General features: G+C 64.2%; 23 protein-coding genes, 1 tRNA gene and 2 pseudogenes. 13 read left to right on the top strand and 13 right to left on the bottom strand.

The genetic code is table 11. The features are described from left to right. Window positions 1–21: 21 nt before the first annotated feature. Window positions 22–696, bottom strand: a complete 675-nt coding sequence (locus ACX5I4_RS16465; protein WP_461837577.1) for a response regulator — start codon at window positions 694–696, stop codon at window positions 22–24. After that, window positions 693–2,192 (bottom strand): sensor histidine kinase, encoded by a 1,500-nt coding sequence (locus ACX5I4_RS16470; RefSeq protein ID WP_461837578.1) that lies wholly within the window; start codon window positions 2,190–2,192, stop codon window positions 693–695. Before ACX5I4_RS16470 ends, ACX5I4_RS16465 begins: the two co-directional genes overlap by 4 nt. A gap of 91 nt (window positions 2,193–2,283) precedes the next feature. On the opposite strand from ACX5I4_RS16470, the gene ACX5I4_RS16475 reads away from it, so the two are divergent. After that, window positions 2,284–3,468 (top strand): acyl-CoA dehydrogenase family protein, encoded by a 1,185-nt coding sequence (locus ACX5I4_RS16475; RefSeq protein ID WP_461837579.1) that lies wholly within the window; start codon window positions 2,284–2,286, stop codon window positions 3,466–3,468. A 14-nt stretch (window positions 3,469–3,482) separates the two neighbouring features. On the opposite strand, the gene ACX5I4_RS16480 is transcribed toward ACX5I4_RS16475, so the two are convergent. After that, complete coding sequence (locus tag ACX5I4_RS16480) at window positions 3,483–4,844, bottom strand: MFS transporter (RefSeq protein WP_461837580.1); 1,362 nt, start codon at window positions 4,842–4,844, stop codon at window positions 3,483–3,485. Further along, window positions 4,841–5,374, bottom strand: coding sequence for a winged helix-turn-helix transcriptional regulator (locus tag ACX5I4_RS16485; RefSeq protein ID WP_461837581.1), 534 nt, complete (start codon window positions 5,372–5,374; stop codon window positions 4,841–4,843). Before ACX5I4_RS16485 ends, ACX5I4_RS16480 begins: the two co-directional genes overlap by 4 nt. 164 nt (window positions 5,375–5,538) lie before the next feature. On the opposite strand from ACX5I4_RS16485, the gene ACX5I4_RS16490 reads away from it, so the two are divergent. Then, the gene (locus ACX5I4_RS16490) at window positions 5,539–7,671 is read left to right on the top strand and encodes a phosphocholine-specific phospholipase C (RefSeq protein ID WP_461837582.1); all 2,133 of its coding nucleotides are present in this window, start codon (window positions 5,539–5,541) and stop codon (window positions 7,669–7,671) included. 121 nt (window positions 7,672–7,792) lie between these two features. Here the strand turns inward: ACX5I4_RS16490 and ACX5I4_RS16495 are convergent, their stop codons facing one another. After that, window positions 7,793–8,956, bottom strand: coding sequence for a cystathionine gamma-synthase (locus ACX5I4_RS16495; RefSeq protein ID WP_461837583.1), 1,164 nt, complete (start codon window positions 8,954–8,956; stop codon window positions 7,793–7,795). A 14-nt stretch (window positions 8,957–8,970) separates the two neighbouring features. Next, window positions 8,971–10,356 (bottom strand): cystathionine beta-synthase, encoded by a 1,386-nt coding sequence (locus ACX5I4_RS16500; RefSeq protein WP_461837584.1) that lies wholly within the window; start codon window positions 10,354–10,356, stop codon window positions 8,971–8,973. 124 nt (window positions 10,357–10,480) lie between these two features. On the opposite strand from ACX5I4_RS16500, the gene ACX5I4_RS16505 reads away from it, so the two are divergent. Next, on the top strand, window positions 10,481–10,912 hold the full coding sequence (locus ACX5I4_RS16505; RefSeq protein ID WP_461837585.1) for a VOC family protein: 432 nt from the start codon (window positions 10,481–10,483) through the stop codon (window positions 10,910–10,912). Window positions 10,913–10,932: 20 nt separating this feature from the next. On the opposite strand, the gene ACX5I4_RS16510 is transcribed toward ACX5I4_RS16505, so the two are convergent. After that, complete coding sequence (locus ACX5I4_RS16510) at window positions 10,933–11,340, bottom strand: VOC family protein (protein WP_461837586.1); 408 nt, start codon at window positions 11,338–11,340, stop codon at window positions 10,933–10,935. Window positions 11,341–11,478: 138 nt separating this feature from the next. Between ACX5I4_RS16510 and ACX5I4_RS16515 the strand changes: the two genes are divergently transcribed. Continuing rightward, window positions 11,479–12,471: a DNA-3-methyladenine glycosylase family protein gene (locus ACX5I4_RS16515; protein WP_461837587.1), complete on the top strand. Its 993-nt coding sequence runs from the start codon at window positions 11,479–11,481 to the stop codon at window positions 12,469–12,471. 10 nt (window positions 12,472–12,481) lie between these two features. Here the strand turns inward: ACX5I4_RS16515 and ACX5I4_RS16520 are convergent, their stop codons facing one another. After that, window positions 12,482–13,444, bottom strand: a complete 963-nt coding sequence (locus ACX5I4_RS16520) for a hypothetical protein (RefSeq protein WP_461837588.1) — start codon at window positions 13,442–13,444, stop codon at window positions 12,482–12,484. 132 nt (window positions 13,445–13,576) lie between these two features. Further along, a complete protein-coding gene (locus tag ACX5I4_RS16525; protein WP_461837589.1) occupies window positions 13,577–15,250 on the bottom strand; it encodes an AMP-binding protein in 1,674 nt (557 codons plus the stop codon). A gap of 102 nt (window positions 15,251–15,352) precedes the next feature. Here ACX5I4_RS16525 and ACX5I4_RS16530 point away from each other — a divergent pair, with 102 nt between their 5' ends. Further along, window positions 15,353–15,631 (top strand): putative quinol monooxygenase, encoded by a 279-nt coding sequence (locus ACX5I4_RS16530; RefSeq protein WP_284753335.1) that lies wholly within the window; start codon window positions 15,353–15,355, stop codon window positions 15,629–15,631. On the opposite strand, the gene ACX5I4_RS16535 is transcribed toward ACX5I4_RS16530, so the two are convergent. Then, entirely contained in the window at window positions 15,632–16,042 is a 411-nt protein-coding gene (locus tag ACX5I4_RS16535) for a thioredoxin family protein (protein ID WP_461837590.1), read from the bottom strand. Window positions 16,043–16,206: 164 nt separating this feature from the next. Between ACX5I4_RS16535 and ACX5I4_RS16540 the strand changes: the two genes are divergently transcribed. The 3 genes from ACX5I4_RS16540 to ACX5I4_RS16550 are packed head-to-tail and all read left to right on the top strand — an operon-like array spanning window position 16,207 to window position 18,636. Beyond that, window positions 16,207–16,872 (top strand): TetR family transcriptional regulator, encoded by a 666-nt coding sequence (locus tag ACX5I4_RS16540; protein WP_461837591.1) that lies wholly within the window; start codon window positions 16,207–16,209, stop codon window positions 16,870–16,872. Continuing rightward, window positions 16,869–17,843, top strand: coding sequence for an ABC transporter ATP-binding protein (locus ACX5I4_RS16545; RefSeq protein WP_461837592.1), 975 nt, complete (start codon window positions 16,869–16,871; stop codon window positions 17,841–17,843). Before ACX5I4_RS16540 ends, ACX5I4_RS16545 begins: the two co-directional genes overlap by 4 nt. Continuing rightward, window positions 17,836–18,636 carry an ABC transporter permease subunit gene (locus ACX5I4_RS16550; RefSeq protein ID WP_461837593.1) on the top strand — a complete coding sequence of 267 codons (801 nt, stop codon included), beginning with the start codon at window positions 17,836–17,838 and terminating at the stop codon, window positions 18,634–18,636. The genes ACX5I4_RS16545 and ACX5I4_RS16550 overlap by 8 nt, the downstream gene beginning before the upstream one ends. Window positions 18,637–18,735: 99 nt before the next feature. On the opposite strand, the gene ACX5I4_RS16555 is transcribed toward ACX5I4_RS16550, so the two are convergent. After that, the gene (locus ACX5I4_RS16555) at window positions 18,736–19,281 is read right to left on the bottom strand and encodes an acyl-CoA thioesterase (protein ID WP_461837594.1); all 546 of its coding nucleotides are present in this window, start codon (window positions 19,279–19,281) and stop codon (window positions 18,736–18,738) included. Window positions 19,282–19,420: 139 nt separating this feature from the next. Here ACX5I4_RS16555 and ACX5I4_RS16560 point away from each other — a divergent pair, with 139 nt between their 5' ends. Further along, the gene (locus ACX5I4_RS16560; protein ID WP_461837595.1) at window positions 19,421–19,645 is read left to right on the top strand and encodes a hypothetical protein; all 225 of its coding nucleotides are present in this window, start codon (window positions 19,421–19,423) and stop codon (window positions 19,643–19,645) included. A 164-nt stretch (window positions 19,646–19,809) separates the two neighbouring features. Here ACX5I4_RS16560 and ACX5I4_RS16565 read toward each other — a convergent pair. Together ACX5I4_RS16565 and ACX5I4_RS16570 are read right to left on the bottom strand one after the other, a co-directional pair. Further along, window positions 19,810–19,891 (bottom strand) — tRNA-Tyr (locus ACX5I4_RS16565). A gap of 129 nt (window positions 19,892–20,020) precedes the next feature. After that, the gene (locus ACX5I4_RS16570; protein WP_461837596.1) at window positions 20,021–20,287 is read right to left on the bottom strand and encodes a hypothetical protein; all 267 of its coding nucleotides are present in this window, start codon (window positions 20,285–20,287) and stop codon (window positions 20,021–20,023) included. Window positions 20,288–20,472: 185 nt separating this feature from the next. Between ACX5I4_RS16570 and ACX5I4_RS16575 the strand changes: the two genes are divergently transcribed. From ACX5I4_RS16575 to efeB, 4 genes and pseudogenes are all read left to right on the top strand, one after another. After that, window positions 20,473–20,964 (top strand): YajQ family cyclic di-GMP-binding protein, encoded by a 492-nt coding sequence (locus tag ACX5I4_RS16575; RefSeq protein ID WP_184738390.1) that lies wholly within the window; start codon window positions 20,473–20,475, stop codon window positions 20,962–20,964. Between the two features lie 237 nt (window positions 20,965–21,201). Further along, window positions 21,202–22,073, top strand: a pseudogene (gene efeU / locus ACX5I4_RS16580) (iron uptake transporter permease EfeU). A 38-nt stretch (window positions 22,074–22,111) separates the two neighbouring features. Next, on the top strand, window positions 22,112–23,323 hold the full coding sequence (efeO, locus tag ACX5I4_RS16585; RefSeq protein WP_461837597.1) for an iron uptake system protein EfeO: 1,212 nt from the start codon (window positions 22,112–22,114) through the stop codon (window positions 23,321–23,323). Between the two features lie 107 nt (window positions 23,324–23,430). Further along, window positions 23,431–24,570 (top strand): annotated as a pseudogene (efeB, locus tag ACX5I4_RS16590) (iron uptake transporter deferrochelatase/peroxidase subunit); the annotation flags it as partial. Window positions 24,571–24,734 lie beyond the last annotated feature (164 nt).

Consider the following 24,734-nt stretch of genomic DNA (forward strand, 5'->3'; position numbering starts at 1 on the left):
GGATACAGTCTACGTACGCAGCTACGGATCGAAGCGATAGCCCATGCCGGCCTCTGTGTGCAGATGGCGGGGCTGGGCGGGATCGCGTTCTAGTTTGCGCCGGAGCTGGGCAATGTAAACGCGCAGGTACTGGGTCTCCTTGGCATAGGCCTGTCCCCAGACCTGGGTAAGGATCTGCTGTTGACTCACCAGGCGGCCGGCGTTCCGCACCAGCAATTCCAGGATGTTCCACTCGGTGGGCGTCAGCCGCACTTCGACGCCGTCCTTGGTGATCTTCTTTCCGGCCAGGTCAACCAGGAAGTCCGCAGTCTGGAGCGTCGGCACCTCATGCCGGGGAGTTGCCCTTCGGGAGGCGGCACGGAGCCTGGCCAGGAGTTCATCCAGGCCGAAAGGCTTGGTGACGTAGTCGTCGGCACCGGCGTCGAGGGCTTCCACTTTGTCCTCCGAACCATGCCTGGCGGACAACACAATGATGGGCATGGTGCTCCAGCCCCGAATGCCCCTGATGACGTCCACGCCATCCATATCCGGTAGGCCAAGATCCAGCACCACAATGTCCACAGGCTGCTGAGCCGCGGCTTTGAGCGCGTCCGTTCCGTTGCCGACGCTGATGGCACGGTAGCCGTGGGCATGGAGATTGATCTGCATGGCCCGGGCGATCTGGACCTCATCTTCCACAATCAGCACCAGGTTCATGGCCGCCCTCCTGTCCACAGCGGGAGTGTGACCACCATGGTCAGCCCGCCACCCGGCGTCGCCTCAGCCATGAGCGTACCGCCCATGGCTTCGGTGAATCCCTTGGCGACGGCGAGCCCCAGTCCGATTCCGCTGCGTCCGTCCCGGCTGGAGGCGGAATCATCGAGGCGTTGGAAAGGCTGGAACAGCTCCAGCACGGCCGCCGGCGCGATGCCCCGGCCATGATCCATCACCCTCAGTTCGCTGGCCGGCCGCCCATCCACCGCAATGCCTGCGCCCGTTCGCGCCACCAGCACAACATCGGATTCCGGCGCGTATTTCACGGCATTCTCCACAAGGTTCGCCACGACGCGTTCCAGCATTCCGGCGTCGGCCTCTACATACGGAAGGTTTGCCGCAAGCTCATTGCGGATGCGCTCCCCAGGCACGCCGCGCAAGGCCTCCGGCAGGATCTGGTGCCAGCCCAGGCCGCGGAGCAGCGGGTTCACGGCATCGGCCGTGATGCGGGACATGTCCAGCAGGTTGTCCACCAGGTGATCGAGGCGGTCGGCATAGTCCTCGATAGTGGCCAGCAGTTCACGTTCGTCCTCGGGAGCAAAGGTCACGTCATCCTGGCGCAGGCTGCTGACGGCAAGCTTGATGCCCGCCAACGGAGTGCGGAGATCATGGGAGACCGCGCGCAGGATGGAGGTACGCATTTTGTTGCCTTCCGCCAGGCGCACGTTGTCCTGCCTGCTCTTGACCAGTTGCTGGCGCTCCCGCACGGCCACCACGAAAGCACCGAAGGCGCCGAGCATGCGGCGGTGCTGTTCGGAAAGCGGACCGCCCCGGAGCAGGAGCGTGTAATTGGGATCGACGACGGCGGCATGGTCCGCGGCCGCATGGGTCACCGGCGGTTGGGCTCCGGAACTTGCAAGAACCCGCCAGCCCTGTCCAGTGGAGCCCTGTCCGCTGGAGTCCGGTGGGCCGACCGTGGACAGCAGCGTGACCGCGTCCATGCCGAGGTTGACTCGGATCTTGTCCAGGAAAGACTCAAGGCTGCCGTCCGAGCGCAGGATCCGAAGGGCCAATTCGCTCAGGGCCCTGGCCTCCGCTCCTGAGTGCGCTGCCTCCTGGGCGCGGCGGGTTGCCAGGCCCACGGCGAGCGCCACACCGCACGCCACGGCCAAGAAGATAACCAAGGTGAAGAGCGTGGAGGGATCGGCGATGGACAGCGAGCCCACAGGTTCGGCAGAAAAATAGTTCAAGAGGAAGCTGCCGAGAACCGCCGCCACCACCGCTGGCCACAATCCCCCGATGGCGGCAACCGCGGCAGCGACCGCCAATTGGAGGAGCATGATCATGGCGAAGTTCCGGTAGTGCATCAGGGATACCAGGACTTCGATGGCAACAGGAAGGAGCAGGGCCAGGACAAGGCCGGCCAGTATGCGGCGTCGCCCGATCCCCTCGACTGCCGGTAGCGGCAGACCTGTTCCGTTCACCTCCGCCGCGGCCATGCCTCAATTCTGGCACGGCGCAGCGGTAAGCCGGGCGAGAGCGGACACTGCAGGCCGCGCCGGTGAGCATGTCCGGCCTTAGGATGCTGGCATGAGCCATTCAACGACGAATACCTCCGATGTCCTGGCCCTCGATTCCCTCTTGAGCGTGGAGGAACTGGAGGTTCGCGAGAAGGTGCGTGACTTTACGGACCAGCGCATCCGGCCAAACATCGCCCGGTGGTACGAGGACGCCGTCTTCCCACGGGAGTTGCCGGCCGAACTCGGTGAACTCGGCGTCCTTGGCATGCACCTGGAGGGCTATGGCTGTCCCGGCCGCACCGCCGTCGAATACGGCCTTGCCGCGATGGAACTCGAGGCCGGTGATTCCGGCATTCGCACCTTCGTGTCGGTCCAAGGTTCGCTCGCCATGACCGCGATCCATAAATGGGGCAGCGAAGACCAGAAGGAACAATGGCTCCCCCGCATGGCTGCGGGCGAACTGATTGGCTGCTTCGCGTTGACGGAGCCGACGGCGGGTTCGGACCCGTCGTCGATGGCCAGCTTTGCGCGCCGCGACGGCACAGGCAACGACGCCGGCTGGGTCCTGGACGGTTCGAAGCGTTGGATCGGGATGGCATCCATTGCGGACGTCATGGTGGTGTGGGCCAACACCGACGACGGGATCCGGGGTTTCCTGGTTCCGGCAGGCACTCCCGGGGTCACCGTGACTCCCATCGAAGCGAAGCTTTCCATGCGCGCCTCGATCCAATGCGATGTAGTGTTCGACGCCGTCCGGCTGGGTCCGGAGGCCCTCCTCCCGGGAGCCGCGGGACTCCGGGGCCCGTTCACTTGCCTCAGCGAGGCCCGCTACGGCATCGCCTGGGGCGCCATGGGCGCGGCCCGCGACTCCTACGAGGCAGCGCTCGAATATGCCGGAAGCCGCATGCAATTCGGCAAACCGTTGGCCGGCTACCAGCTGACGCAGGAAAAACTCGTCAACATGCTCCTGGAGATCCAGAAGGGCACCCTGCTGGCTCTACATCTCGGACGCCTCAAGGATGCCGGCAAGCTACGCCCGGAACAAATCTCCATGGGCAAACTCAACAACGTTCGTGAAGCCATCAAGATCGCCCGCGAAGCACGCACCATCCTGGGTGGAAACGGCATTACCCTGGACTATCCGCCGCTCCGCCATGCCAACAATCTGGAATCGGTGCGCACTTACGAAGGAACAGACGAAGTGCACACCCTCATCCTGGGCCACCACATCACCGGCATCCCGGCGTTCCGCTAGGAATCACCCGCGGCCTAGGCTCCAACCGGGATGGGTTCCTTCTTCCCTGCGTCCTTGCGGATGGTGGCGCTGATGACGGCAGCCACGGTGCACATCGCGGCGGCGCCAATCCATGCGTAGGTGTAGTGGCCCGTGGCGTCGCGGATGTAGCCCGCCAGTAGCGCGGCAACCGCTGCCCCGAGCTGGTGCGCGGCGAAGACCCAGCCGAACACCACCGAGCCGTCGGCCCCGAACACCTTGCGGCAGATGGCCGCCGTCGGGGGCACCGTGGCCACCCAGTCCAGGCCGTAAACCACCACGAACAAGATCATGCTGGGTTCCACCGTGGAGCCCAACAGCACAGGCAACACCAAGAGGCCGATGCCGCGGAACTGGTAATACACCGCCAGGAGCACCTTGGGGTTGAAACGGTCCGTCAACCAGCCGGAAGCGATGGTGCCCACGATGTCGAAGATCCCGACGACGGCCAGCAAGCCCGCCGCGGTGGTTTCGGGCATTCCGTGATCGTGCGCCGAGGGAATGAAGTGGGTGCCGATCAGTCCGTTGGTCGTTGCACCACAGATGGCGAAACCGGCAACGAGGGCCCAGAAAGTGCGCACCTTGCTGGCCCGCTTGAGCACCTGCAGTGCCCGCACGGCGGCGTTGGGCGCCTTGGCGGCGACCGTTGCTGTACCTCCAGCTTCGGTGACGTCCGCAACTTCGGCGACTTCCGCCGTCGTCGGCTGCTCCTTGTCGGCGCCATAGGGTTGGACCCCGACGTCGGCCGGTGAGTTCTTGAGCCAGCGCAGCACGAGCGGCACCACGGCGAGCGCGCCGGCAGCGATGAGCAGCGAGGCGCCGCGCCAGCCCGGGTTCTGGGCGAGCACCGCGATGAATGGCAGGAAGACCAACTGCCCTGCCGCGCTGCCCGCTGTCAAGATGCCGATCACCAGCCCGCGGCTCTTGGAGAACCACGTGTTGGCGATAGTAGCGGCGAAGACCAAGGCCATGGATCCCGTGCCGAGGCCGATCAGCACGCCCCAGGTCAGCAGGATCTGCCAGGACTGGTTCACGAACACGGTCAGCGCCGAGCCGAGGCCAATCAGGCAGAGTGCGATCGAGGTGACGGTGCGGATGCCGAAGCGTTCCATCAGCGCAGCGGCAAACGGGGCCGTGAGCCCGAACAGCACCAGGTTGATGCTGACGGCGAGGGACAGGACCGTGGTGGACCAGCCGAACTCCTGCTGCAGCGGGACCATGAGCACGCCGGGTGCCGCCCGGAATCCAGCTGCGCCCACGAGTGCCAGGAACGCGACGGCAGCCACGATCCACGCGGGGTGAAGTCGCTTCCGCGGGGGCTTGCCGGTGGCTATTTTGGTGGGGTTGGGTGCGGTCATGCGGAGGGCTCCGATTCGTTCGGGAGGGCGACTGCGGCAAGTGTTGGGGCCGTGGCCAGGGCGAGCGGCTGTTCCGATCGCGTGAGGCTGTGCCAGCTGGTGTTGGCCGCCGTGAGCCGGGACCCGCAATGGGAGCAAGTGTCGGCCGACGCCGTCGGCAGTCCACAGCCGTTGTGGATCACCCGCATGTGGGCGTTGTCCGCGGGGGCATCGAGATGTTTCTCGGACCAGATGATGATGGCATTCAGGACAGGCAAGGCATCCTCGCCCTTGGTGGTGAGGACGTACTCTTGGCGCACGCGAGCGCCGTCTGCGTAGGGCCGTTGGGCAAGGAGGCCGGCCTCAAGCAGCCAACCCAGCCGCTTGCTCAGGACGTTGTCGGCCACCCCAAGCCGCGCCTTGATGGCGTCGAAGCGCCCGTTGCCGAAGAAGACCTCCCGCAGCACCAGGCTTCCCCAAGGGTCGCCGAGGATGTCAAGGCCGCGGGCCAGGCTGCACGTCCACTCGGACCAATCGGATCGTAAGGGCATGGCTAGAGAATAGATGGCTTTTCTAAAGAAAGCCAGACTATGGACCATTCGTGGCCATCAAAAGACCGGACGGTGGCCGGATGGTGTCCACGAAGTTTACCGAGGGTTTATCCGCGGAGCCTAGATTCGCAGGGTCAACCCCCTTATGAAAGGCACCCTCTTCGATGTCAACGGACACCCCGCAAACGAAGAACAATCCCAACCCCGGACTCTCCCGACGAGGCTTCCTCGGCACCGCCGCCGCAGCCACAGCCCTCGCAGCCACGGGTTCGCTCTTGCCGCCTTCGGTCCAGGCCGCAATGGCCAAACCGGTGGCTCCTGGAAGCCTCCAGTCCATCAAGCACGTCATTGTGCTCATGCAGGAGAACCGCTCCTTCGACCACTACTTCGGTTCGCTGCGCGGAGTACGCGGCTATGCGGACAAGTCCATCACCCGGTTGCCCAACGGCCGTTCCATGTTCGAACAGCCCCGCGCCACCGGCGAAAGCGTCCTGCCGTTCTCCCTTCGCAAAGCTGCGGAACTCGCTGGCCGGCCGGATTCGGATATCCAGTACCTGAACGCCTTGGACCATTCTTTCTCGGGCACTACAGCAGCGTGGAACCACGGCTGGTGCGACAAGTGGGTCCCGGCCAAGAGTGCCTCCACCATGACGTTCTACGAGCGCTCGGACATCCCCTTGCAGTACGAGCTCGCCGACACCTTCACGATCTGCGATGCCTACCACTGCTCCGTGAACGGCTCCACCAACCCCAACCGCAACTACCTCTGGAGCGGCACCACGGGGACCGAGCCCGGCAGCACCAAACGGGCAGTCACCAACGCCGCCTACAGCTACGACCATGGCGGCTACAGCTGGACCACCTACCCTGAACGGCTTGAACAGGCCGGCGTGTCCTGGCAGATCTACCAGGATTGGGACAACTTCACAGACAACGCCGTGGAATACTTCCAGACGTTCAAGGCGATCGGACACAAGATGCTCGCAGCCGTGGACGGAAACCTGCGCACCACGGAGGAGTTCTACGACAAACTCGCGGGAAAGACGCCAGCCGAGCAGGACCGCCTCCTCGCCCAGCTGGAACAAGCCCGCGGGCTTCTGAGCGACTCTGAGAAGGCCCTCTTCGACAAGGGCATGCGCCGCGGCCGCCCGAACACCCTCTTGCAGCGCCTCAGCACGGACATCAGCGCCGGCTCCCTGCCCCAGGTCAGCTGGCTAGTGCCCTCCGCCGCCGATTCCGAGCACCCCAGTTCCTCCACGCCCGTGGGAAGCGCCAACTTCGTCTACCGCTTGCTGGACACTGTTGCCAGCAACCCGGATGTCTGGGCAAGCACGGCCATCTTCCTGAACTTCGACGAGAACGACGGCTACTTCGACCACGTTCCCCCGCCCGTGCAGCCCCGCCCGGCGTCGGGCGAATCCACCGACTGGACCACCGCGCTCCCCGTCGGCCTCGGCCCCCGCGTACCCATGACCGTCGTCTCGCCGTGGACGATCGGTGGTTACGTCAGCTCAGAGACCTTCGACCACACCTCCGTGATCCGCTTCCTCGAGCGCTGGACCGGAGTCCAGGAACCGAACATCTCCGCGTGGCGCCGAGAAGTATGCGGCGACTTGACCGGTGTCTTCAACTTTGAGGCCGCAGGCACTCCGCCCGTCCTGGACCACCCAGGTCCGGTACCCGCCAAGATCTCACGCTGGCGCCCAAACCCGCCGGCCGTCCAAGTGGCGCCCATCCAGGAATCCGGAAGCCGCCCCGCCCGTCCGCTCCCCTACCGCCCCCGGACGTCCGCTGCGGTAACGACCAGCAACATCGCGCTGGCCCTGGATAACAACGGCACTCAGTCCGCCCATTTCACCATCTACGGCTACGCGGGCGAGGTCACCGAACCCCGCCACGTCGACGTGAAGGCTCCTGTAGACGTGCAGTTGCCGCTTGCCGGAGGCTCTTTCGACCTGATCGTGACGGGCCCCAACCGCTACCAGTACGAACTGAAGGGCACGACGGCGGGTGCCGCGGCCGGCGTCGACGTCACCATCACTGGCCCCCGCGGCAAGAAGGAGGTGGAAATCGAACTGCGCAACAACGGAGACAAGACCGTCCAGCTCAAGATCGCCGCGTTGCAGTACAGCGCGGATCAAGACCAGCAGGTCCTGAAGCCAGGCCAGAAGAAGAAGATCGGCTGGCAGACACTCCAGGGCTGGTACGACGTCGAATTCACCTCGCCGGACGATCCCTCCTTCCGCCGTCGCCTCACAGGGCGCGAAGAAGACGGCCAGGTGGGCGTCTCCGGCTAGGGACTTTGCTGAGGCCTTCCCTTCCTGACCCTGTTTGAACGCAGATCGGCCGGGACACGCCGCTGTGATGGCGTGTCCCGGCCGATCCGTAAATCAAAGAAGGTCAGAAATGGAGGGGCCTTCAGTCCGTGATGTTGCCGATCGCCTGCTCAAGGTCCGCAATGAGGTCTTCGACGTCCTCGATACCGCAGGAAAGCCGGATCAGATTGACCGGAACGGCCAGCTCCGTGCCCTTGACCGAGGCATGCGTCATCTCCGAGGGGTAGTTCATGAGCGATTCGATGCCGCCCAGGGACTCGGCCAGCGTGAACACTTGGGTGGACTCTGCCACCTTGCGGGCGGCAGCTTCACCACCCTTGAACTGCACCGAAATCATGCCGCCGAACTTCTTCATCTGCTTCGCAGCGAGCTCGTGGCCCGGGTGGGAAGGCAGGCCCGGGTACAGCACGGCTTCAACTTCCGGACGCTCAAGCAACCACTCGGCCACGGCCTGGGCGTTCTCGCTGTGGCGGTCCATGCGCACGCCGAGCGTCTTGAGGCCACGGGTGGTCAGGAACGCGTCCATGGGTCCTGACACAGCGCCGACGGCGAACTGCACAAAGCCGATCTTCTCGGCCAGTTCGGCGTCCTTGACCACGATCGCACCGCCCACCACGTCCGAGTGGCCGCCGATGTACTTGGTGGTCGAGTGGACCACGACGTCGGCACCCAGGGCGAGCGGCGTCTGCAGGTAGGGCGACGCAAAGGTGTTGTCGACCACCAGGAGCGCACCGGCGTCGTGCGCTACTTTGGCGAGCGCCTCGATATCGGTGATCTTCATCATCGGGTTGGACGGGGTTTCCACCCAGACGATGCGGGTCTTGTTCGCCGCGACGGCCTCGGCAACAGCGTCAAGGTTGGACATGTCCACCGGTGTGTTGCCGATGCCCCACTCGCCGAGCACACGGTTGATGAGCCTGTAGGTTCCGCCGTAGGCGTCGTTGCCAAGGACGATGTGGTCGCCGGGCCGGGCAATTGCACGGATCAGGGAGTCTTCTGCGGCAAGGCCCGAGCTGAAGCTGTATGCGTGGGATCCGCCCTCGAGCGCGGCCAGTTGCTCCTGCAGCGCATCGCGGGTGGGGTTGGTGCCGCGGCCATACTCGTAGCCGTCGCGCAAACCGCCTATGCCGTCCTGGGCATATGTCGAACTGAAATGCAGCGGCGGAACCACGGCGCCGGTACGCGGTTCGAAGGCCTGGCCGGCGTGGACGGCACGCGTGTTGAATCCTGCTTCGTTTGCAGACATGTGAACTCCTAGTGTCAGTTGCTCAGGTAGGCGAGAAGGTCGTGGCGGGTGAGGATGCCCACGGGCGCTCCGACAAACGTCACCATCACGGTGTCGACGTCGGACAGCAGCTCCCGTGCGGCGGAAATGGTTTCCAGGGAGCCGATCACGGGCAGTCGCTCCCCCATGTGCTCGGAGATCTTGTCGGTCAATTTCGCCTCGCCGCGGAACAGCTTGGTGGTCAAAGTGCGCTCATCGACCGCGCCGAGGACCTCGCCCATAACCACTGGCGGTTCCTGTGAGAGGACCGGGATGTGCGAGACCCCGAACTCGTTCATGATGTTGATGACATCGCGCACGGTCTCGTTGGGGTGGATGTGGACGAGGTCCGGCATCTCGCCGGTCTTGGATTTCAAAACCTCGCCAACCGAGGCTTCCTCACCGCCCGAGAGGAAGCCGTAGGACCGCATCCACTTGTCATTGAAAATCTTCGCGAGGTAGCCGCGGCCGGAGTCCGGCAGGATCACGACGACGACGGCTTCCTCGCCAAGGTTCTTGGCCACCTGCAACGCGGCAACCACAGCCATGCCGGAGGACCCGCCCACGAGGAGGCCTTCCTCGCGGGCCAGGCGCCGGGTCATCTCGAACGAGTCGGCGTCGCTCACGGCAATGACATCGTCCGGCACGGTCTTGTCGTAGTTGGCCGGCCACATGTCCTCGCCGACGCCTTCCACGAAATAGGGCCGCCCGGTGCCGCCCGAGTAGACCGAGCCTGCCGGGTCCGCGCCGATGACCTTGACCCGGCCGCCGTCGGACTCCGGCCGGTTGGCGGACACATCCTTGAGGTACCGGCCCGTGCCGGTGATGGTGCCGCCCGTGCCCGCGCCGATCACAACATGGGTGATCTTTCCGTCGGTGTCACGCCAGATTTCGGGCCCGGTGGTTTCGTAGTGGCTGCCGGGGGCTGCGGGGTTGGAGAACTGGTCCGGTTTGTAGGCGCCGGGGATCTCGGAGACGAGCCGGTCGGAGACGCTGTAGTAGCTTTGCGGACTGTCCGGGGCCACGGAGGTGGGAGTGACCACGACTTCTGCGCCATAGGCCTGGAGCACGGCACGCTTGTCCTCGCCCACTTTGTCCGGGACTACGAAGATGCACTTGTATCCCTTTTGCTGGGCCACCAAGGCAAGTCCCACGCCGGTGTTGCCGGAGGTCGGCTCCACGATGGTTCCGCCCGGCTTGAGCTTCCCGTCCCGCTCCGCCTCCTCGATCATCTTCACGGCGATGCGGTCCTTGATGGAGCCGCCAGGGTTCACGTACTCGAGCTTCACGAGGACGGTGGCTTTGATGTCCCCGGTCACGTGGTTGAGCTTGATGAGCGGTGTATTGCCAATGAGGTCCAGAACGGACTGGGCGTACTTCATAGGTACCAAGTTACCGCTTGGTCGGGACTGCTCCGGTGCTAGCCGTGCCGGGTCCATGTCTAGCCAAGGGAAGGCCTCTCAGGGCAAGCTAGCCGTGACACCCTCCAAGGAAAGGACATGCACCGTGGATTGGACCCTCGAAGTGGTTGTGCTCCCCGTGAGTGACATTGACCGCGCCATCGAGTTCTACCGTGACAAGGTGGGCTTCGACCTTGACCACAACACCACCAACGAGCACATGCACGTGGCGCAGCTGACTCCCCCGGGTTCAGGATGCTCGATCGTCATCGGCGACCTCCCGGCGCAGAATGAGATGGCGCCGGGTTCCATGCGGGGGCTGCAGCTTGTGGTCGCGGATGCGCGTGCTGCGCGGGAAGAATTGCTCAGCCGCGGCGTCGAGGCCAGCGAAATCACCGTGTTTGACGAGCGCGACGGCGGCACGTTCTTCGGGTTCGCCGACCCCGACGGCAACACCTGGGCCGTCCAGGAACTCAAGGTCCGCGCCGAGAAGCCCCTGATTCCGGTGGAGGCACGCGGGCGCTTCGGGGCGGAATAGGCGGCCCCGGAGCAATCGGCTCACTCAGCCGGTGCAGGGCCTGCCGCCGAAGAGTCGGTCTGCCAAAGGCCCAGGATGTTACCTTCAGTGTCCTTGAAATACGCGTAGTAGCCCATACCCGGAACAGCATCCTTGCCTTTGACCACTGAACCGCCCGCACTCTCGATTTGGCCAAGCGAAGCCTCGATGTCTTCCACGTCAACGGTGATGATGGGCGTCTTCAGCTCTTCCGAGCGCGGGAAGAGTGCACCATTGATGGCCCCGGGCGCGCTCGGCATTCCGGTCTGCGGGTCTGAAGGCGTGGTGATTGCGATCGTGTAGTCCATCTCCTGCATGGGATTGAGCATCCAGCCGAAGGCACCCTGGTAGAAAGTGTTGGCCCGCTCCTTGTCGTCCGCGGGGATTTCAAAATGCACAACACCAGCCATTGCGTTCTCCTGAGATTGTCGTGGAAGGCGCAGACGCCCCGCGCCACACGTGGAGTCTAGTCGTGTGGGTTTCGCGGCGTAAGGGGCTCGGCCGCCGCTCTTTCGAGTGTTGTCAGGTGGGCATGCGACCATGAATGAATGACCATCGTCGATGCCCCACCCGCCGCAGCGGCCGCGGCCGACGCGTCTGTGCGGTGGCATCCCGGCGGTCCCTTCGACCTTCTCCAGACCGTGGGAATCCTCAGGCGGGGCAACGGGGATCCGTCCTTCGCGGCGCGGCACGACGGCGTGTGGATGGCGTTCACGACGCCGGACGGCCCGGCCACCCTGCGCCTCACTGCAGCCGGAAATGGCGCAGACGCGCATGTCGATGCCCAGGCCTGGGGATCCGGCTCACGTTCCGCGATCAACTCCGTGCCAGCGTTGCTGGGAAGCGGGGACGACTGGTCCGGCTTTGACGACGCCGCGTTCCACGCCACCCTTCCGCGAATGGTCAGGGAAGCCCGACGCCGGAACCTCGCCGTCCGTTTACCTACCACCGGCCGCGTGGTGGACTCCCTCGTGCCCACGATTCTTGAGCAAAAGGTCACCACTATCGAAGCCCGCCGGGGCTACCGCTACCTGATGTACCGATACGGAACCGCAGCTCCCAGCGCCGGCCGGCTTTCGACGTCGGCCCTGCCGTCGGGCCTGCTCGTCCCGCCGACCGCCGCCCAATGGCTCGCAATTCCTTCATGGGAATGGCACAAGGCCGGCGTGGGTCCCCAGCGCTCGGCAACCGTCATGCGGGCGCTGCGATCCGCCGTCGCGCTTGAACGGCTCGCCTCACTCAGCGCGGTGGAAGCCGGAACAAAGCTGCAAACCATTCCGGGCATTGGAGTCTGGACCGCTGCCGAGGTTGTCCAGCGGACCCATGGGTGCCCGGACTCGATCGCGGTGGGCGACTACCACTTGGCCTCGTTCGTTGGCTATGCGTTGACCGGCAGGAAGACCGACGACGCGGGCATGATCGCCCTGCTGGAGCCTTGGCGCGGGCATCGGCAGCGGGTAGTCCGGATGCTGGGGCTCAGCGGTTTCCGCAAGCCGACGTTCGGGCCGCGGATGACCATCCAGGACCACCGAGGGCACTAGCAACGCGGGGTCACTTACGGCCCATGTTGCTGCGCGGGATGGGCCGTAAGTGACCCCGCGTTGGGAGTTTCGCCCGCTTGATCCGGACAATGAGGCCGGTGAACCCTTCGGCCAAGTCATCGGCGTTGGCCTTGAAGTAGGACCATCCGGCGCTGGTGAAAGCCTCGTCCCTCCGGTTGTCCCTTGTCTGCTGGTCCCGCGTGAGATGTGGGGCACCGTCATATTGCACGGCGATCCGGAACCGCCGGTACCCCAGGTCCGCGCACGGCGACCACAGATCGTCCGGATCGAGGCGGAGCTGCAATTCCGGTTCAGGCAATCGTGCATCCACCATGGCCAGCCGCAGGAATGTTTCGGGAAACGAGTCTGCTCCGACCCGCATGTCTTCGAGGGCAAGCCGGGCCTTCTCCACGCCTTTCATGTTCGGATGCTGCCGGATCAGAAGGCGCAGCCCTTCCTTGTTCGCGTAGGGCTCCGTCCTTCCTTCAAAGCCCGGGCGGGGCATGCGGATCAACTGGTCGCCCATGGCAATCACGTACGGCAGCGGCAGCTGATGCGCCAGGTCAAGCCACGTCCGGGAGGGGCAGGATACCGGAATTCCGTCTATTTCCGTGACTTCGCCAGGAAGGACCCGCACTCGGTGCCCTGTCACTCCGGTCCGGCGGACCCGGGGAAGCTCATGGGGCTTGCTGAGGTGGACCGTTTCGCCGCCGCCCAGCCACGGAGGAAGGCCGAGCCGGCTCAATACCGCGGCGCTCTCATGGGAAACCCAGGCGCCCGGTGTTGCCGCGGCGAGGACGCGTGCCCGTTCGGCAAATGCAAACTCACGACCCGCAGGCAAATAAATCAGGCGACCGCCGTCGGACACATCCCTGGCCCGGAGCCGCTTCGGAGCGACGCCAAGTACACGTGATTCGTAGACCGTGAAAGGACGGCTACTGAGTTCCTTCGGCAGCGGAATGATGCGAACCATGGGATCCAGTTTGTCCGCAATCTGGCCCCGGCAAGGAGTTATCCACAGGCAGACTTTCAACCACGCCAACGCGGGGTCACTTACGGCCCATGTTGCTGCGCTGCATGGGCCGTAAGTGACCCCGCGTTGGAATTAGAGCCCCAGGCGGGCGATCGCTTCTTCGCGCATGTCGATCTTGCGCACCTTGCCGGACACTGTCATGGGGAAGCTCTCCCTGATGTCCACGTAGCGCGGGATCTTGTAGTGGGCCAGTTTGCCGCGGCAGAACTCCTGCACTCCGTCCAAGTCCAAAGCTGCTCCCGGGTTGAGGATGATGCAGGCCATGAGTTCCTCGCCGTACTTGGCATCAGGCACCCCGATCACCTGGACGTCCTGGATGGCGGGATGCCGGTACAGGAACTCCTCGATTTCACGGGGATAGACGTTCTCTCCGCCGCGGATGACCATGTCCTTCATGCGGCCTTCGATCACAATGAAACCGTCCGGGTCCATCCGTGCGAGGTCGCCGGTGTGCATCCAGCCGTCGTCGTCGATTGCTTCGGAAGTCTTCTCGGGCTGGTCCCAATACCCGGCCATCACGGAGTAGCCCCGAGTGCACAGTTCGCCGATCCCTCCGCGTTCCAAGGTTTCGCCAGTGCCAGGATCCACGATCTTGGACTCAAGCCGAGGCATGGTGCGCCCCACCGTGGTGGTCCTCTGCTCCAGGGTGTCGGCCGCGAGGGTCATGGTGGACACGGGCGAAGTCTCCGTCATGCCGTAGCAAATGGCCACGTCCCGCATGTTCATCTCGGCGATGACGCGCTCCATGACCTCGATGGGGCACAGTGAGCCGGCCATGACGCCGGTGCGCAGCGTGGAGAGGTCGTAGGAGGCGAAATCCGGCAAAGCCAACTCGGCAATGAACATGGTGGGCACACCATACAGCGAGGTCCCGCCAAAATCCTGCACGGCTTCCAGTGCGGCGGCCGGGGTGAATCCGCGGCCGGGAATGATGGTGGCCGCACCGAAGCTCAGGGCGTTCAGGTTCCCGATGACCATGCCGAAACAGTGGTAGAACGGCACCGGAAGGACCACCCGGTCGCGTTCCGTGTATCCCAACAGCCTGCCGATCTGGTTGCCGTTGTTGAGGATGTTGTGGTGCGTCAGGGTGGCGCCCTTGGGAAAGCCTGTGGTCCCTGAGGTGTATTGCAGATTGATGGGATCGTGCGGATCCAGTTCCGCCATGCGAGCCTTGAGCGTTGAGGGCACGACGTCGTCCGCCCGCTTGAGCAGTTCGGCGTACGTCAGCTCGGCGTCGGTGTGCGGTTCGCCTGCGTTGAGCATGTCCAGTCCCAGATCGGGAAGGAAGACCAGCTCCCGAAGCTCGGGGCAACTGGCCAAGGCCTCCCGGGCCATGCCCACATAGTCGCTGTTCTTGTCCGATGGAGCGGCCACGAGTATCCGCATGCCATTCTGGCGGACCACGAATTCGAGTTCGTGGCTGCGGTACGCCGGGTTGACGTTGACCAGGATCGCCCCCACCTTCGCCGTGGCGTATTGCAGGATGGTCCACTCGGCGCAGTTCGGGCTCCAGATGCCTACCCTGTCACCCTTGGCGACGCCCGTGGCGAGGAGCGCACGCGCGAGCCGGTCGACGTCGTCGTTCAGTTTTTCGTAGCTCCAGCGCCTGGCCTCATCGCCGGGCACCACGGCGGCTTCGATGAGCGCGTCGCGCAGCGGGAACTGCGCCGCGACGCGTTCAAAGTTGGCGCCAATTGTCTCTTCAAGCAGCGGGACGTCAGTGTCCCCGGCTGTGTAGGAAAGCATGAACGCACGCTACCAACTACGCCGGTCCAAGAGAAGACTTTTGCTTGGAAGTCCTACAAAATATTTCGAGGGCTCGCCGGGCCAGCCGGTAATGTGAATCCCATGAGTGCACCCATTGACCTGCAGGCCACCTTCATTCCCAACGACGGCGAATTCTTCCGCGTCAAGCTCGCGTTGGAGATCGCGATCGACGAAGTAGTGAACGAACCCGGCTGCATCCGCTACGAGCTCACCGAAGCCAACGAGGACAAGCTGGTCCTGACCGAGCAGTGGGCATCCGAGGAACACCTCGACATCCATTCCAAGGGCATCGCGGTCCAGGACCTCAACGAATCCCTCAGCGCGCTGCTGGCAGAACCGGTCAAGCTCGAGCGTCTTTAACTAACATCGGCAGCTCCTTCGGAGCTGCCGATGTTGTCTCGAGGAGTTTTCGGCGCGCTGCTTCGCGATGTGCGCGTGGACCTCATCCATGTCCAAGCCCTTGACTGCCTCGATGACCTGCTCCAGCTGGGGTCCGTTCAGTGCTCCCGGCTGGGAGAACACGAGGACCTTTTCGCGGAAGGCCATGAGCGTGGGAATAGAAGAAATACCGGCTTCGGCTGCGAGCTGCTGCTCGGCCTCGGTGTCCACCTTGGCGAAGAAGACATCGTCATGTTTCTCGGAAGCGGCCTGATATGTGGGGGCAAACTGCCTGCAAGGGCCGCACCACGCAGCCCAGAAATCCACCAGGACAATGTCATTGCCCTCGATGGTCGATGCGAACTGCTCCCCGGTGATGTCAACTGTAGCCATGCTTCCACGGTACGCGACCGCGCGGTCGAAGTCGCGTCTGTTCGCTACCCGGCAAACCGGGAATAAAGCACGACGACGGCGGCTGAGGGCCGGTCGGACCGAGCCCCTAAGAGAAAATCGCCGAACCCTTGCGAGCCATTGAACGCATGTTTAGTATGTTAAACATGCGTTCAACCGCTGACGATCTCAGCACCCGCGCCCGCATCCGGGATGCGGCCATTGCCTTGTTCGGCAGGCAAGGCTTCTCCGCCGCGACCATCCGGGCCGTCGCCGCCGAGGCAGGAGTCAGCCCTGGCCTCGTGATCCACCATTTCGGCAGCAAAGCCGGTCTCCGAGAAGCCTGCGACAACCACGTGTTGGCCGAAACCGCGGGCCAGGGCATCCGGAAATCCGACCCAGAAGCAGTGGGCACTCAGATCCAGGACTTCCTGACCCACCCCGAGCAATACGCCCACGAGATCGCCTATGTCCGGCAGTCCCTCAGCGACGAGTCCGACGCCGGTGACGCCTTCTTTGACGCTGTGGTGGCCCAAACCCGGGCCATCATCGAGGCCGGAATCGCGGGCGGCACTATCCGGGCCTTCGACGACGTGGCAACCACCGCCGTCGTAGTCGCGACGAATAGCCTTTCGATGCTGGTGCTCGGCAGGCACGCGGCCCGGGCGGTCGGCACGAGCGAACTGGGTCCGGACATGCTCCGCGCACTGACACTTCCCACCGTTGACCTCTACACCCACGGCTTCTATACCGACGCCCGCTTCCTTGATGCCGCGCGCGCAGCACTGCAGGCACCGGCACCGGAACCCACTGGAACGGAGACCGCATCATGAAACAGGCAATCGTCGTCGAAGGCCTGCGCAAGAAGTTCGGCCGTCGGGAAGTCCTGCACGGTATCGACTTCAGCGTGGAACAGGGCAGCGTGTTCGGCGTCATCGGTCCGAATGGTGCGGGCAAGACCACCACGATGCGCTGCCTGCTTGACATCATCCGCCCCAGCGGTGGACATGTTCAGGTGCTCGGCGAGGATCCGCGCCGCGCCGGACCCGAGCTGCGGCGCAGGATCGGCTACCTCCCCGGCGAGCTATTCCTGGAGCAACGCATCACTGGACGCAGGCTCCTGGACCACTACGCGGCGATCAGCGGCCCGGTAAAACCCGGACGCATAGACCAACTCGCTGAGCGCTTGGACCTGGACCTCGACCGCCACACCCGCAAGCTTTCCAAAGGCAATAAGCAGAAGCTTGGACTGGTCCAGGCATTCATGCACAACCCCGAGCTCCTTGTTTTGGACGAACCTACCAGCGGCCTGGATCCCTTGGTCCAACAGGAGTTCCTGGCCATGGTGCGGGAAGCCCGCGACAACGGACAAACCATCTTCCTGAGTTCGCATGTCCTCAGCGAAGTCCAGCAGGCCGCGGACGAGGTGGCGATTCTGCGGGACGGCAAGATCATCACAGTGGCCACCGTCGATGCCCTCCGCGAGACCGCCCTCCGGCACCTGCGGCTCACGGCCACCGGCATCACAGCGGACGACGCCGGTGCGCTGCTGGGCAGGGTACCCGGCGTCGGGGCGCTTGAGGTGCTCGAAATGGGCGACGGCGTCGAGGTGTCCGCAGTTCTCGAAGGGGACATCCAGCCGCTGGTACAAGCGCTGTCCACGCTTCGGCTGACGCACTTGGTGTTGGAAGAGCCGGACCTGGAGGAATCGGTGCTGAAGCTGTACGGGATGACAGGCAACGGCAAGCGCAACGGCACTGGCCGCAAGCCTCTGGAGGCAATGAAAGGAGCCGGCAATGAATAGGAAACTGCCTCTCTTCAAGCGCGCATTCCTGGACCCTTGGCGTTCAACCCTCGGCTGGGCGGCAGGGTTGGCGGCTGCGATCGCGCTCTACCTTCCACTCTTTCCGTCAATCAGCGGCAGCTCGCAGATGCAGGGCATGATCAATGCCTTGCCGCCTGAAATGACCAAGGCCTTGAACTACGACCAGATCGCCACCGGCACCGGGTACACCCAAGCCACGGTGTTCGGTCTCATTGGCTTCCTCCTCATGACGATCGCCACCGTGTCCTGGGGCGCTGCTGCGGTAGCCGGCGACGAGGAGTCCGGACAGTTGGAACTCACGCTCGCCCACGGGGTGACCAGGATCCAGGTCGCATTGGAGCGGGCGCTGGCCATGGCCTTGCGCGTGGTCCTGCTCGCCGTGTTGGTCCAGGTGCTGATCCTTTCGCTCAATGAATCGGCCCAGCTGAAGATCAACCCGCAAAACCTGTTCGGTGCCACGGTCATGTTTGCAGGCCTCGCACTCCTCAGCGGCACGGGGGCACTATTTGCCGGCGCATTGACGGGGCGGAAAGCGTATGGACTCGGAGCCGGGGCAGCCATCGGCGTGCTGGGTTACGTGTTCAACGCCGTGGGCAGGCAGAGCCCGGACCTCAACTGGCTGCTCAATCTCTCCCCGTATCACTGGGCCTACGGCAACTCACCGGTGACCAATGGGGCGGATTGGGCCGCAGCCGGCTGGCTATGGGGAATTTCGGCAGGACTGGTGTTGCTGAGCGCGGTTGCGCTGCAAAGGCGCGACGTCGGGGCGTAGCGCGGCATGCCGGTGCCCGGCCCTAGGTGCCCACGGGGCTGGCGCCCCGAGGTGCTAGTGCCAAAGGTGCTAGTGCCAAAGGTGCTAGTGCCAAAGGTGCTAGTGCCAAAGGTGCGGTGCGGCCTTGCGGGCACCGGGGAGCGCGTTGTTCTCACGCCACTCGTGGATCCAATCCGGAAGCTCGAGATCTGCTGGAGGCGCGCCGAATTCGGCCAGGATTTCCTCCTGGCTCACCGGCCGGCCGTTGGCGACAAGCCGGGTGGCAATGTGCGCACGGGCGTAGATCTCGCCTTCCACCACCATTCGTTGTTCAAAGTAGATCGCTTTGGAATCGAGCCCGATGATTTTGGACTCGATGGTGTACTGCTGCCAGAGCTGCAACGACTTCCGGAACGCGATGGTCTCCCCAGCCGCCACGGGGCTCCAGCGGCGTCTGCGCATCTTTTGCCAGATCCCCGCGCGCACCATGAGGTCGAACCGCCCAAGGTCCATCAGCGAGAAATACATGCCGTTGTTGACATGCATCGCAATGTCGATGTCCGTGGGCAGCACTCGCATGGGCAAGGAAGACGTGCCCCAAACGTTGAGCCGGCTCCGCCTGGACGAGGTGAACAAGAGCAAGAGGGTTCGGAGAAGCAAATGCATAACCGCCATGTTACTCCGCAGTAACATCCTGGGACAGCTTCGTTTTGTGTGTCGTTACATGGCATGTCGTTTACCGCCGGTTCACGTGCCGCGGGAAGAATGTCTGAAAACAAATTGCAGGAAGCACCAAGGAGATCCCGTGAGCACCACCCAAACCATCAGGGCACACGCAGATGTGTGGCCGGAACTTCCGCTGCACCAGGAGCTGGTCCTGCAGGACACCCGCGGCAACAGGATCGTCGGCACCCTGGACGGCATGACCAGTGACCGCAGTACCCTATGGATCCAGTTGTCCGGTGGGCTGGGTCGCCAACTGGTGCACCACTTGGATGGATACTGGCTGGAGCCGGGCAGCGCCAACTAACTGGGCAGCCGTCGTCGACACCCGAAATCCCCGACGACACCGGAATTCGGATGTCGAGAATCCAGCCGCGCCTCGCAGGAAATTTTCCGCGTCGGAACTGCCGGCCTAAGGAACGCGACACACAAAAAATCCCCGGAACCATGTGGTTCCGGGGATTAATTTTGTGGCAGATGAGGGATTCGAACCCCCGTAGGCGTTGCCAGCTGATTTACAGTCAGCCCCCTTTGGCCGCTCGGGTAATCTGCCGAACTTCAAAAGAAGTCACTCCCGATCATCGTTTCGTTTCCGATCCGGTAAGCGCGAGCAAGACAACCTTACAGAACTTCTGCCGAAGAATCGAATCGAGGCCTCGGAGCCCCAGAATCACCGGAAATCTCAGGCATCTCCGAGGATCCGGCCTACCAACTTGGCCTCGAAACTGGCAGCCTGCTCCATCGTGATCTGGTTGAGCTGCACCGCCCGCAGCAGGTCCGCGTGGACACCATCCATCCGGGATGCCGCGTCCGGGACCGGGCTCAGGACCACGGAGGCCGCGAGCGCCGCGGCCGCAACCGCGCTTGCGGCGGTGGCAGCGGCGACTCCGATTGAACCGGCGGCGGCAGCAGCTGACTTGGTGACGTATCGGACGGCTCGGTGGCTCATAGTGCTCCCTTTCAGGATGGTCTGTTCCAACTGGTACAACTCTGTCCGGGCAGTCTCGGTTCCGGCCATGTGTGTGCTGTGAGCGAACTGTGAACCTTCGGCACACACCGGGCGCTTCCGTACTAGGCTGGATGGCAGACAAAACCGCCCGTTTCCGGGCCACCCCAACGATCACAAGGAGAGTCATGGCAGGCGAATCCACATTCGACGTCGTCAGCAAGGTAGACAAGCAGGAAGTTGCCAACGCGCTCCACCAGTCCCAGAAGGAAATCGCGCAGCGCTACGACTTCAAGGGGGTCGGCGCCGAGATCGACTTCAGCGGCGAAAAGATCCTCCTGAAGGCGAACTCCGAGGACCGCGTCCTGGCTGTTCTGGACGTGTTCCAGTCCAAGCTCATCAAGCGCGGTATTTCCCTGAAGTCGCTCGACCAGGGCGAACCGTTCCCCTCCGGCAAGGAATTCCGCCTGGAATGCTCCATCAAGGAGGGCATTGCCCAGGACATCGCGAAGAAGATCAACAAGATCATCCGCGACGAGGCTCCGAAGTCCGTCAAGTCCCAGATCCAGGGCGACGAGCTCCGCGTCACATCGAAGTCCCGCGATGACCTGCAGGAAACCATGAATATCCTGAAGAAATTCGAAGAGGCCGATCTCCAGTTCGTGAACTTCCGCAGCTAGGACTTCGCTGCGGCCCAGGCCGCCATCCGGAAGTACGACGACGGCGCGTTGCCCCCTGCGCGGGCAACGCGCCGTCGTCGTTAATGGGGCTGTCGTCAATGGGACCAGGCGCGTCACGCCGGGCAACTTTTTGGGGTCGAGATAATTACGACACGTTTCTTTTGCGCAATCGCGACAAGCAGGTACTGTACTTCTTTAGGCAAGCCTAAGTGTGGCTCCCCTAACGAAAGATTCCAGATGACCGCCAACTTCCTGATCGGCCTGCGCGAAGGCCTTGAAGCCACGCTCGTTGTTGTCCTGCTCATGGCCTACCTGGTCAAGACCGGACGCCGCTCCCTGCTCCCCGGCTTTGGGCCGGCGTCGGCATCGCAGTGGCAGTGTCCATCGCTTTCGGCGCGCTGCTCACTTTCGGCCCGCAAGGACTGACCTTCGCGGCGCAAGAGGCGATCGGGGGCGGACTGTCCATTGTCGCCGTCGCACTCGTCACCTGGATGGTCTTCTGGATGGCGCGCACTGCCCGCAGCCTCGGCGGCGAGCTCAAGTCACAAGTGGACAAAATAGCCGACGGCGCGGCGTGGGGTCTCGTCCTCGTGGCTGCCCTCGCGGTGGGCCGCGAAGGACTCGAGACCGCACTGTTCCTCTGGGCCGCGGCCCAAGCCGCCGGCGAGTCGTCGCAGCCGCTGATCGGCGCGTTGCTCGGCCTGGCCGTCGCCGCGGGACTCGGGTACCTCCTGCACCGCGGCGTCCTCAAGGTCAACCTCTCGCGCTTTTTCACCTGGACCGGCGTCGGGCTGATCGTCATCGCGGGCGGTGTGCTCGCATACGGAATCCACGACCTCCAGGAGGCAGGAATCCTGCCAGGGCTCCACAGCCTCGCGTTCGACGTCTCCGCCGCCATCCCGCCGTCGTCTTGGTACGGCACCCTGCTGAAGGGAACCCTCAATTTGTCCCCAGCCACTACGTGGCTCGAGGCCGGAGCCTGGTTGCTGTACGTGATCCCGGTGCTCTACTTCTACATCCGGGCCAACAGTTCCACGCCCGCAAAGTCTTCCGGAAGCGGCGCAGTTGTAGGAAACGCCGCCGCTTCCCAGACCGCCAAAGCCGCCTAAGCCTTTCCCGCACCCCCCAAAAACAGAAGGAAAACCCCATGCCTGGCTCCCTCCTGCCCAAAATGACACTGCCCAAAATCGCTTCCCGCCACCGGAAATCCCTCGCCCTCGTCGCTGCAGCCGCCGCCGTTCCGCTGGCACTCACCGGGTGCACGGATAACGCAAAGACTCCCGGCTCTGGCGCCTCCGCCGGACCGATCCAGGTCACCAGCACCAAGACCGAATGCAAGGTTTCCACCGGCAGCGTCGCCAGCGGCAACCTGAGCTTCGCGGTCAAGAACGAAGGTACGGAAATCACCGAGTTCTACCTCCTCGCCGAGGACGGCCTGCGGATCGTCGGCGAAGTGGAGAACATCGGTCCCGGCCTGACCCGCAATTTGGTGGTTACTGCCCCGGCAGGCAAGTACACCACGGCGTGCAAGCCCGGCATGCAGGGCGACGGCATCCGTTCCTCCTTTGAAGTAATCGACTCGGGAAACAAGACCGCCGTCGACGCCGATTTCCAAAAGCTCGCGGACACAGGCGTCCAGCAGTACACGGCCTACGTCAAGGACCAGACGGAACAGCTCGTGGCTGGAACCAAGGCCTTCGCCGACGCCTACGCCGCAGGCGACGCTACAAAGGCACGCGCGCTCTATGCCGCAACCCGCATGCACTGGGAGCGGATCGAACCCGTCGCGGAGTCCTTCGGCGACCTCGATCCCAAGCTCGACGCCCGCGAAGCCGACCTTGAGCCTGGCCAGGAATGGACCGGCTGGCACCGCGCAGAAAAGGACCTGTTCCCGCCGGCGGGTTACACGGCTCTGACTGCAGCAGAGCGCGCCAAGATCGCCACGCAACTCGTAGCCGATACCGAAGAGCTCGGCAAGCGAACCCGCACCGTGGAGCTCTCTGCTGACAAGCTCGGCAACGGCGCCAAGGAACTCTTGGACGAAGTTGCACGGGGCAAGGTCACCGGCGAAGAAGAAATCTGGTCCCACACGGACCTCTGGGACTTCCAGGCCAACGTCGACGGCGCCCGGATCGCCTTTGAAAACCTCAAACCTGCGCTCGCCCAAAAGGATCCCGCCCTGGCCGCGAGCCTCGACGAGAAGTTCGCAGCCCTGCAGGCCGAGCTCAAGAAGCACGCCAAGGGTGACGGCTTCGCGTACTACAACGAGCTCAGCCCCGCTGAGGTCCAGCAACTCGCCGCGCTCGTCGACGCCCTGGGGGAGCCGTTGTCGAAGCTCACCTCGGCGGTGGTCCTGTGAGCGGCTGCCCTTTCGGCGGCACGTCGCCTGAGGCGCCCGACGGCGGCACCCAGGCTGGCGCCGTCGGGCCGGCAACCAGCCTTGGCACCCCAGCGCCCGGCGGCGGGATGGCCGCCGTCGGGTCCGCCAAGCGCGGCCTCTCGCGTCGAGGACTGCTTTCCCTCGCCGGCGTGGGCGGTGCCGGTGCCGTGGCCGGCCTCGCCGCCGGCTACCTGAGCCATGACGCCGTGGCAGCTGAGGCGGCCCCGGCCAGCACTGCGAACGACGTGGTTCCTTTCTACGGCGAACGCCAGGCAGGCATCGTCACACCGGCCCAGGACCGCCTTCACATGGCTGCCTTCGACGTGACCGTTGAGGACCGTGCCGCAGTGATCAAGCTACTGAAGGACTGGACTGCCGCGGCCGAAGCAATGACTGCCGGCCGCACAACGGGCCGAACTGGCGCCGTCGACGGCCCTTACGATGCTCCGCCGGAGGACACCGGCGAGGCCCTTGACCTCGCGGCCGGCAAGCTGACCCTGACCTTCGGCTTTGGCGCAGGCTTCTTCGACAAGGACGGCAAGGCCCGCTTCGGCTTGGACGGTCGCCGACCCGACGCCCTGATCGACTTGCCGCACTTCCCCGGCGACGCCCTGGAAGCTGCGCGTACCGGGGGCGACATTGTGGTCCAGGCTTGCGCCGACGATCCCCAGGTTGCCGTGCATGCGATCCGCAACCTGGCGCGCATCGGCTTTGGCAAGGTGCGCGTCCGCTGGTCCCAACTGGGGTTTGGCCGGACCTCGTCCACGTCACGGGCCCAGACGACCCCGCGCAACCTTTTCGGGTTCAAGGACGGCACGGCCAACCTGAAGGCGGAGGACGCCGCGCTGCTCGACCAGCACGTGTGGGCCACGGCCGGAAGCCGTTCCGGCGAAGCCTGGATGGCTGGAGGCAGCTACCTGGTTTCCCGGCGGATCAGGATGCACATCGAGATCTGGGACCGGACCTCCCTGCGCGAACAGGAAGGACTGATCGGCCGCACCAAGGGTGCAGGAGCACCCCTGTCCGGAGGAGAGGAGTTCACGGCACCGGACTTCGGGATCAAGGGACGCGACGGCGAGCCGCTGATCGCCGTCGACTCCCACGTCCGCCTGGCGCACGCGAGCCAGAACGACGGTGTGAAGATGCTCCGCCGCGGATACAACTACACCGACGGTTCGGACGGACTCGGCCACCTCGACGCAGGCCTGTTCTTCATCGCCTTCGTCAAGGACCCGCGGACGCACTACGTACCCATGCAGATGGCCATGGCGAAGAGCGACAAGCTGGCGCTGGCTCAGGCCTGTTTGCGGTGCCCCCAGGCGTTAAGGCGGGCGGCTTCATTGGTGAGGGCCTGTTCGCATGAAGCCGCCCGTCGTCGAACGCGGTGCCA

The sequence above is a fragment of the Arthrobacter sp. MMS24-S77 genome (assembly GCF_054888235.1).

Coding starts and splice junctions, on each gene's coding strand:
- ACX5I4_RS16520 (WP_461837588.1), bottom strand. CDS start 13,444: ATGGTTCGCATCATTCCGCTGCCGAAGGAACTCAGTAGCCGTCCTTTC.
- ACX5I4_RS16555 (WP_461837594.1), bottom strand. CDS start 19,281: ATGCATTTGCTTCTCCGAACCCTCTTGCTCTTGTTCACCTCGTCCAGG.
- ACX5I4_RS16465 (WP_461837577.1), bottom strand. CDS start 696: ATGAACCTGGTGCTGATTGTGGAAGATGAGGTCCAGATCGCCCGGGCC.
- ACX5I4_RS16535 (WP_461837590.1), bottom strand. CDS start 16,042: ATGGCTACAGTTGACATCACCGGGGAGCAGTTCGCATCGACCATCGAG.
- ACX5I4_RS16490 (WP_461837582.1), top strand. CDS start 5,539: ATGTCAACGGACACCCCGCAAACGAAGAACAATCCCAACCCCGGACTC.
- ACX5I4_RS16480 (WP_461837580.1), bottom strand. CDS start 4,844: ATGACCGCACCCAACCCCACCAAAATAGCCACCGGCAAGCCCCCGCGG.
- ACX5I4_RS16570 (WP_461837596.1), bottom strand. CDS start 20,287: ATGAGCCACCGAGCCGTCCGATACGTCACCAAGTCAGCTGCTGCCGCC.
- ACX5I4_RS16575 (WP_184738390.1), top strand. CDS start 20,473: ATGGCAGGCGAATCCACATTCGACGTCGTCAGCAAGGTAGACAAGCAG.
- ACX5I4_RS16550 (WP_461837593.1), top strand. CDS start 17,836: ATGAATAGGAAACTGCCTCTCTTCAAGCGCGCATTCCTGGACCCTTGG.
- ACX5I4_RS16525 (WP_461837589.1), bottom strand. CDS start 15,250: ATGCTTTCCTACACAGCCGGGGACACTGACGTCCCGCTGCTTGAAGAG.
- ACX5I4_RS16545 (WP_461837592.1), top strand. CDS start 16,869: ATGAAACAGGCAATCGTCGTCGAAGGCCTGCGCAAGAAGTTCGGCCGT.
- efeO (WP_461837597.1), top strand. CDS start 22,112: ATGCCTGGCTCCCTCCTGCCCAAAATGACACTGCCCAAAATCGCTTCC.
- ACX5I4_RS16530 (WP_284753335.1), top strand. CDS start 15,353: ATGAGTGCACCCATTGACCTGCAGGCCACCTTCATTCCCAACGACGGC.
- ACX5I4_RS16500 (WP_461837584.1), bottom strand. CDS start 10,356: ATGAAGTACGCCCAGTCCGTTCTGGACCTCATTGGCAATACACCGCTC.
- ACX5I4_RS16495 (WP_461837583.1), bottom strand. CDS start 8,956: ATGTCTGCAAACGAAGCAGGATTCAACACGCGTGCCGTCCACGCCGGC.
- ACX5I4_RS16475 (WP_461837579.1), top strand. CDS start 2,284: ATGAGCCATTCAACGACGAATACCTCCGATGTCCTGGCCCTCGATTCC.
- ACX5I4_RS16510 (WP_461837586.1), bottom strand. CDS start 11,340: ATGGCTGGTGTTGTGCATTTTGAAATCCCCGCGGACGACAAGGAGCGG.
- ACX5I4_RS16540 (WP_461837591.1), top strand. CDS start 16,207: ATGCGTTCAACCGCTGACGATCTCAGCACCCGCGCCCGCATCCGGGAT.
- ACX5I4_RS16485 (WP_461837581.1), bottom strand. CDS start 5,374: ATGCCCTTACGATCCGATTGGTCCGAGTGGACGTGCAGCCTGGCCCGC.
- ACX5I4_RS16515 (WP_461837587.1), top strand. CDS start 11,479: ATGACCATCGTCGATGCCCCACCCGCCGCAGCGGCCGCGGCCGACGCG.
- ACX5I4_RS16470 (WP_461837578.1), bottom strand. CDS start 2,192: ATGGCCGCGGCGGAGGTGAACGGAACAGGTCTGCCGCTACCGGCAGTC.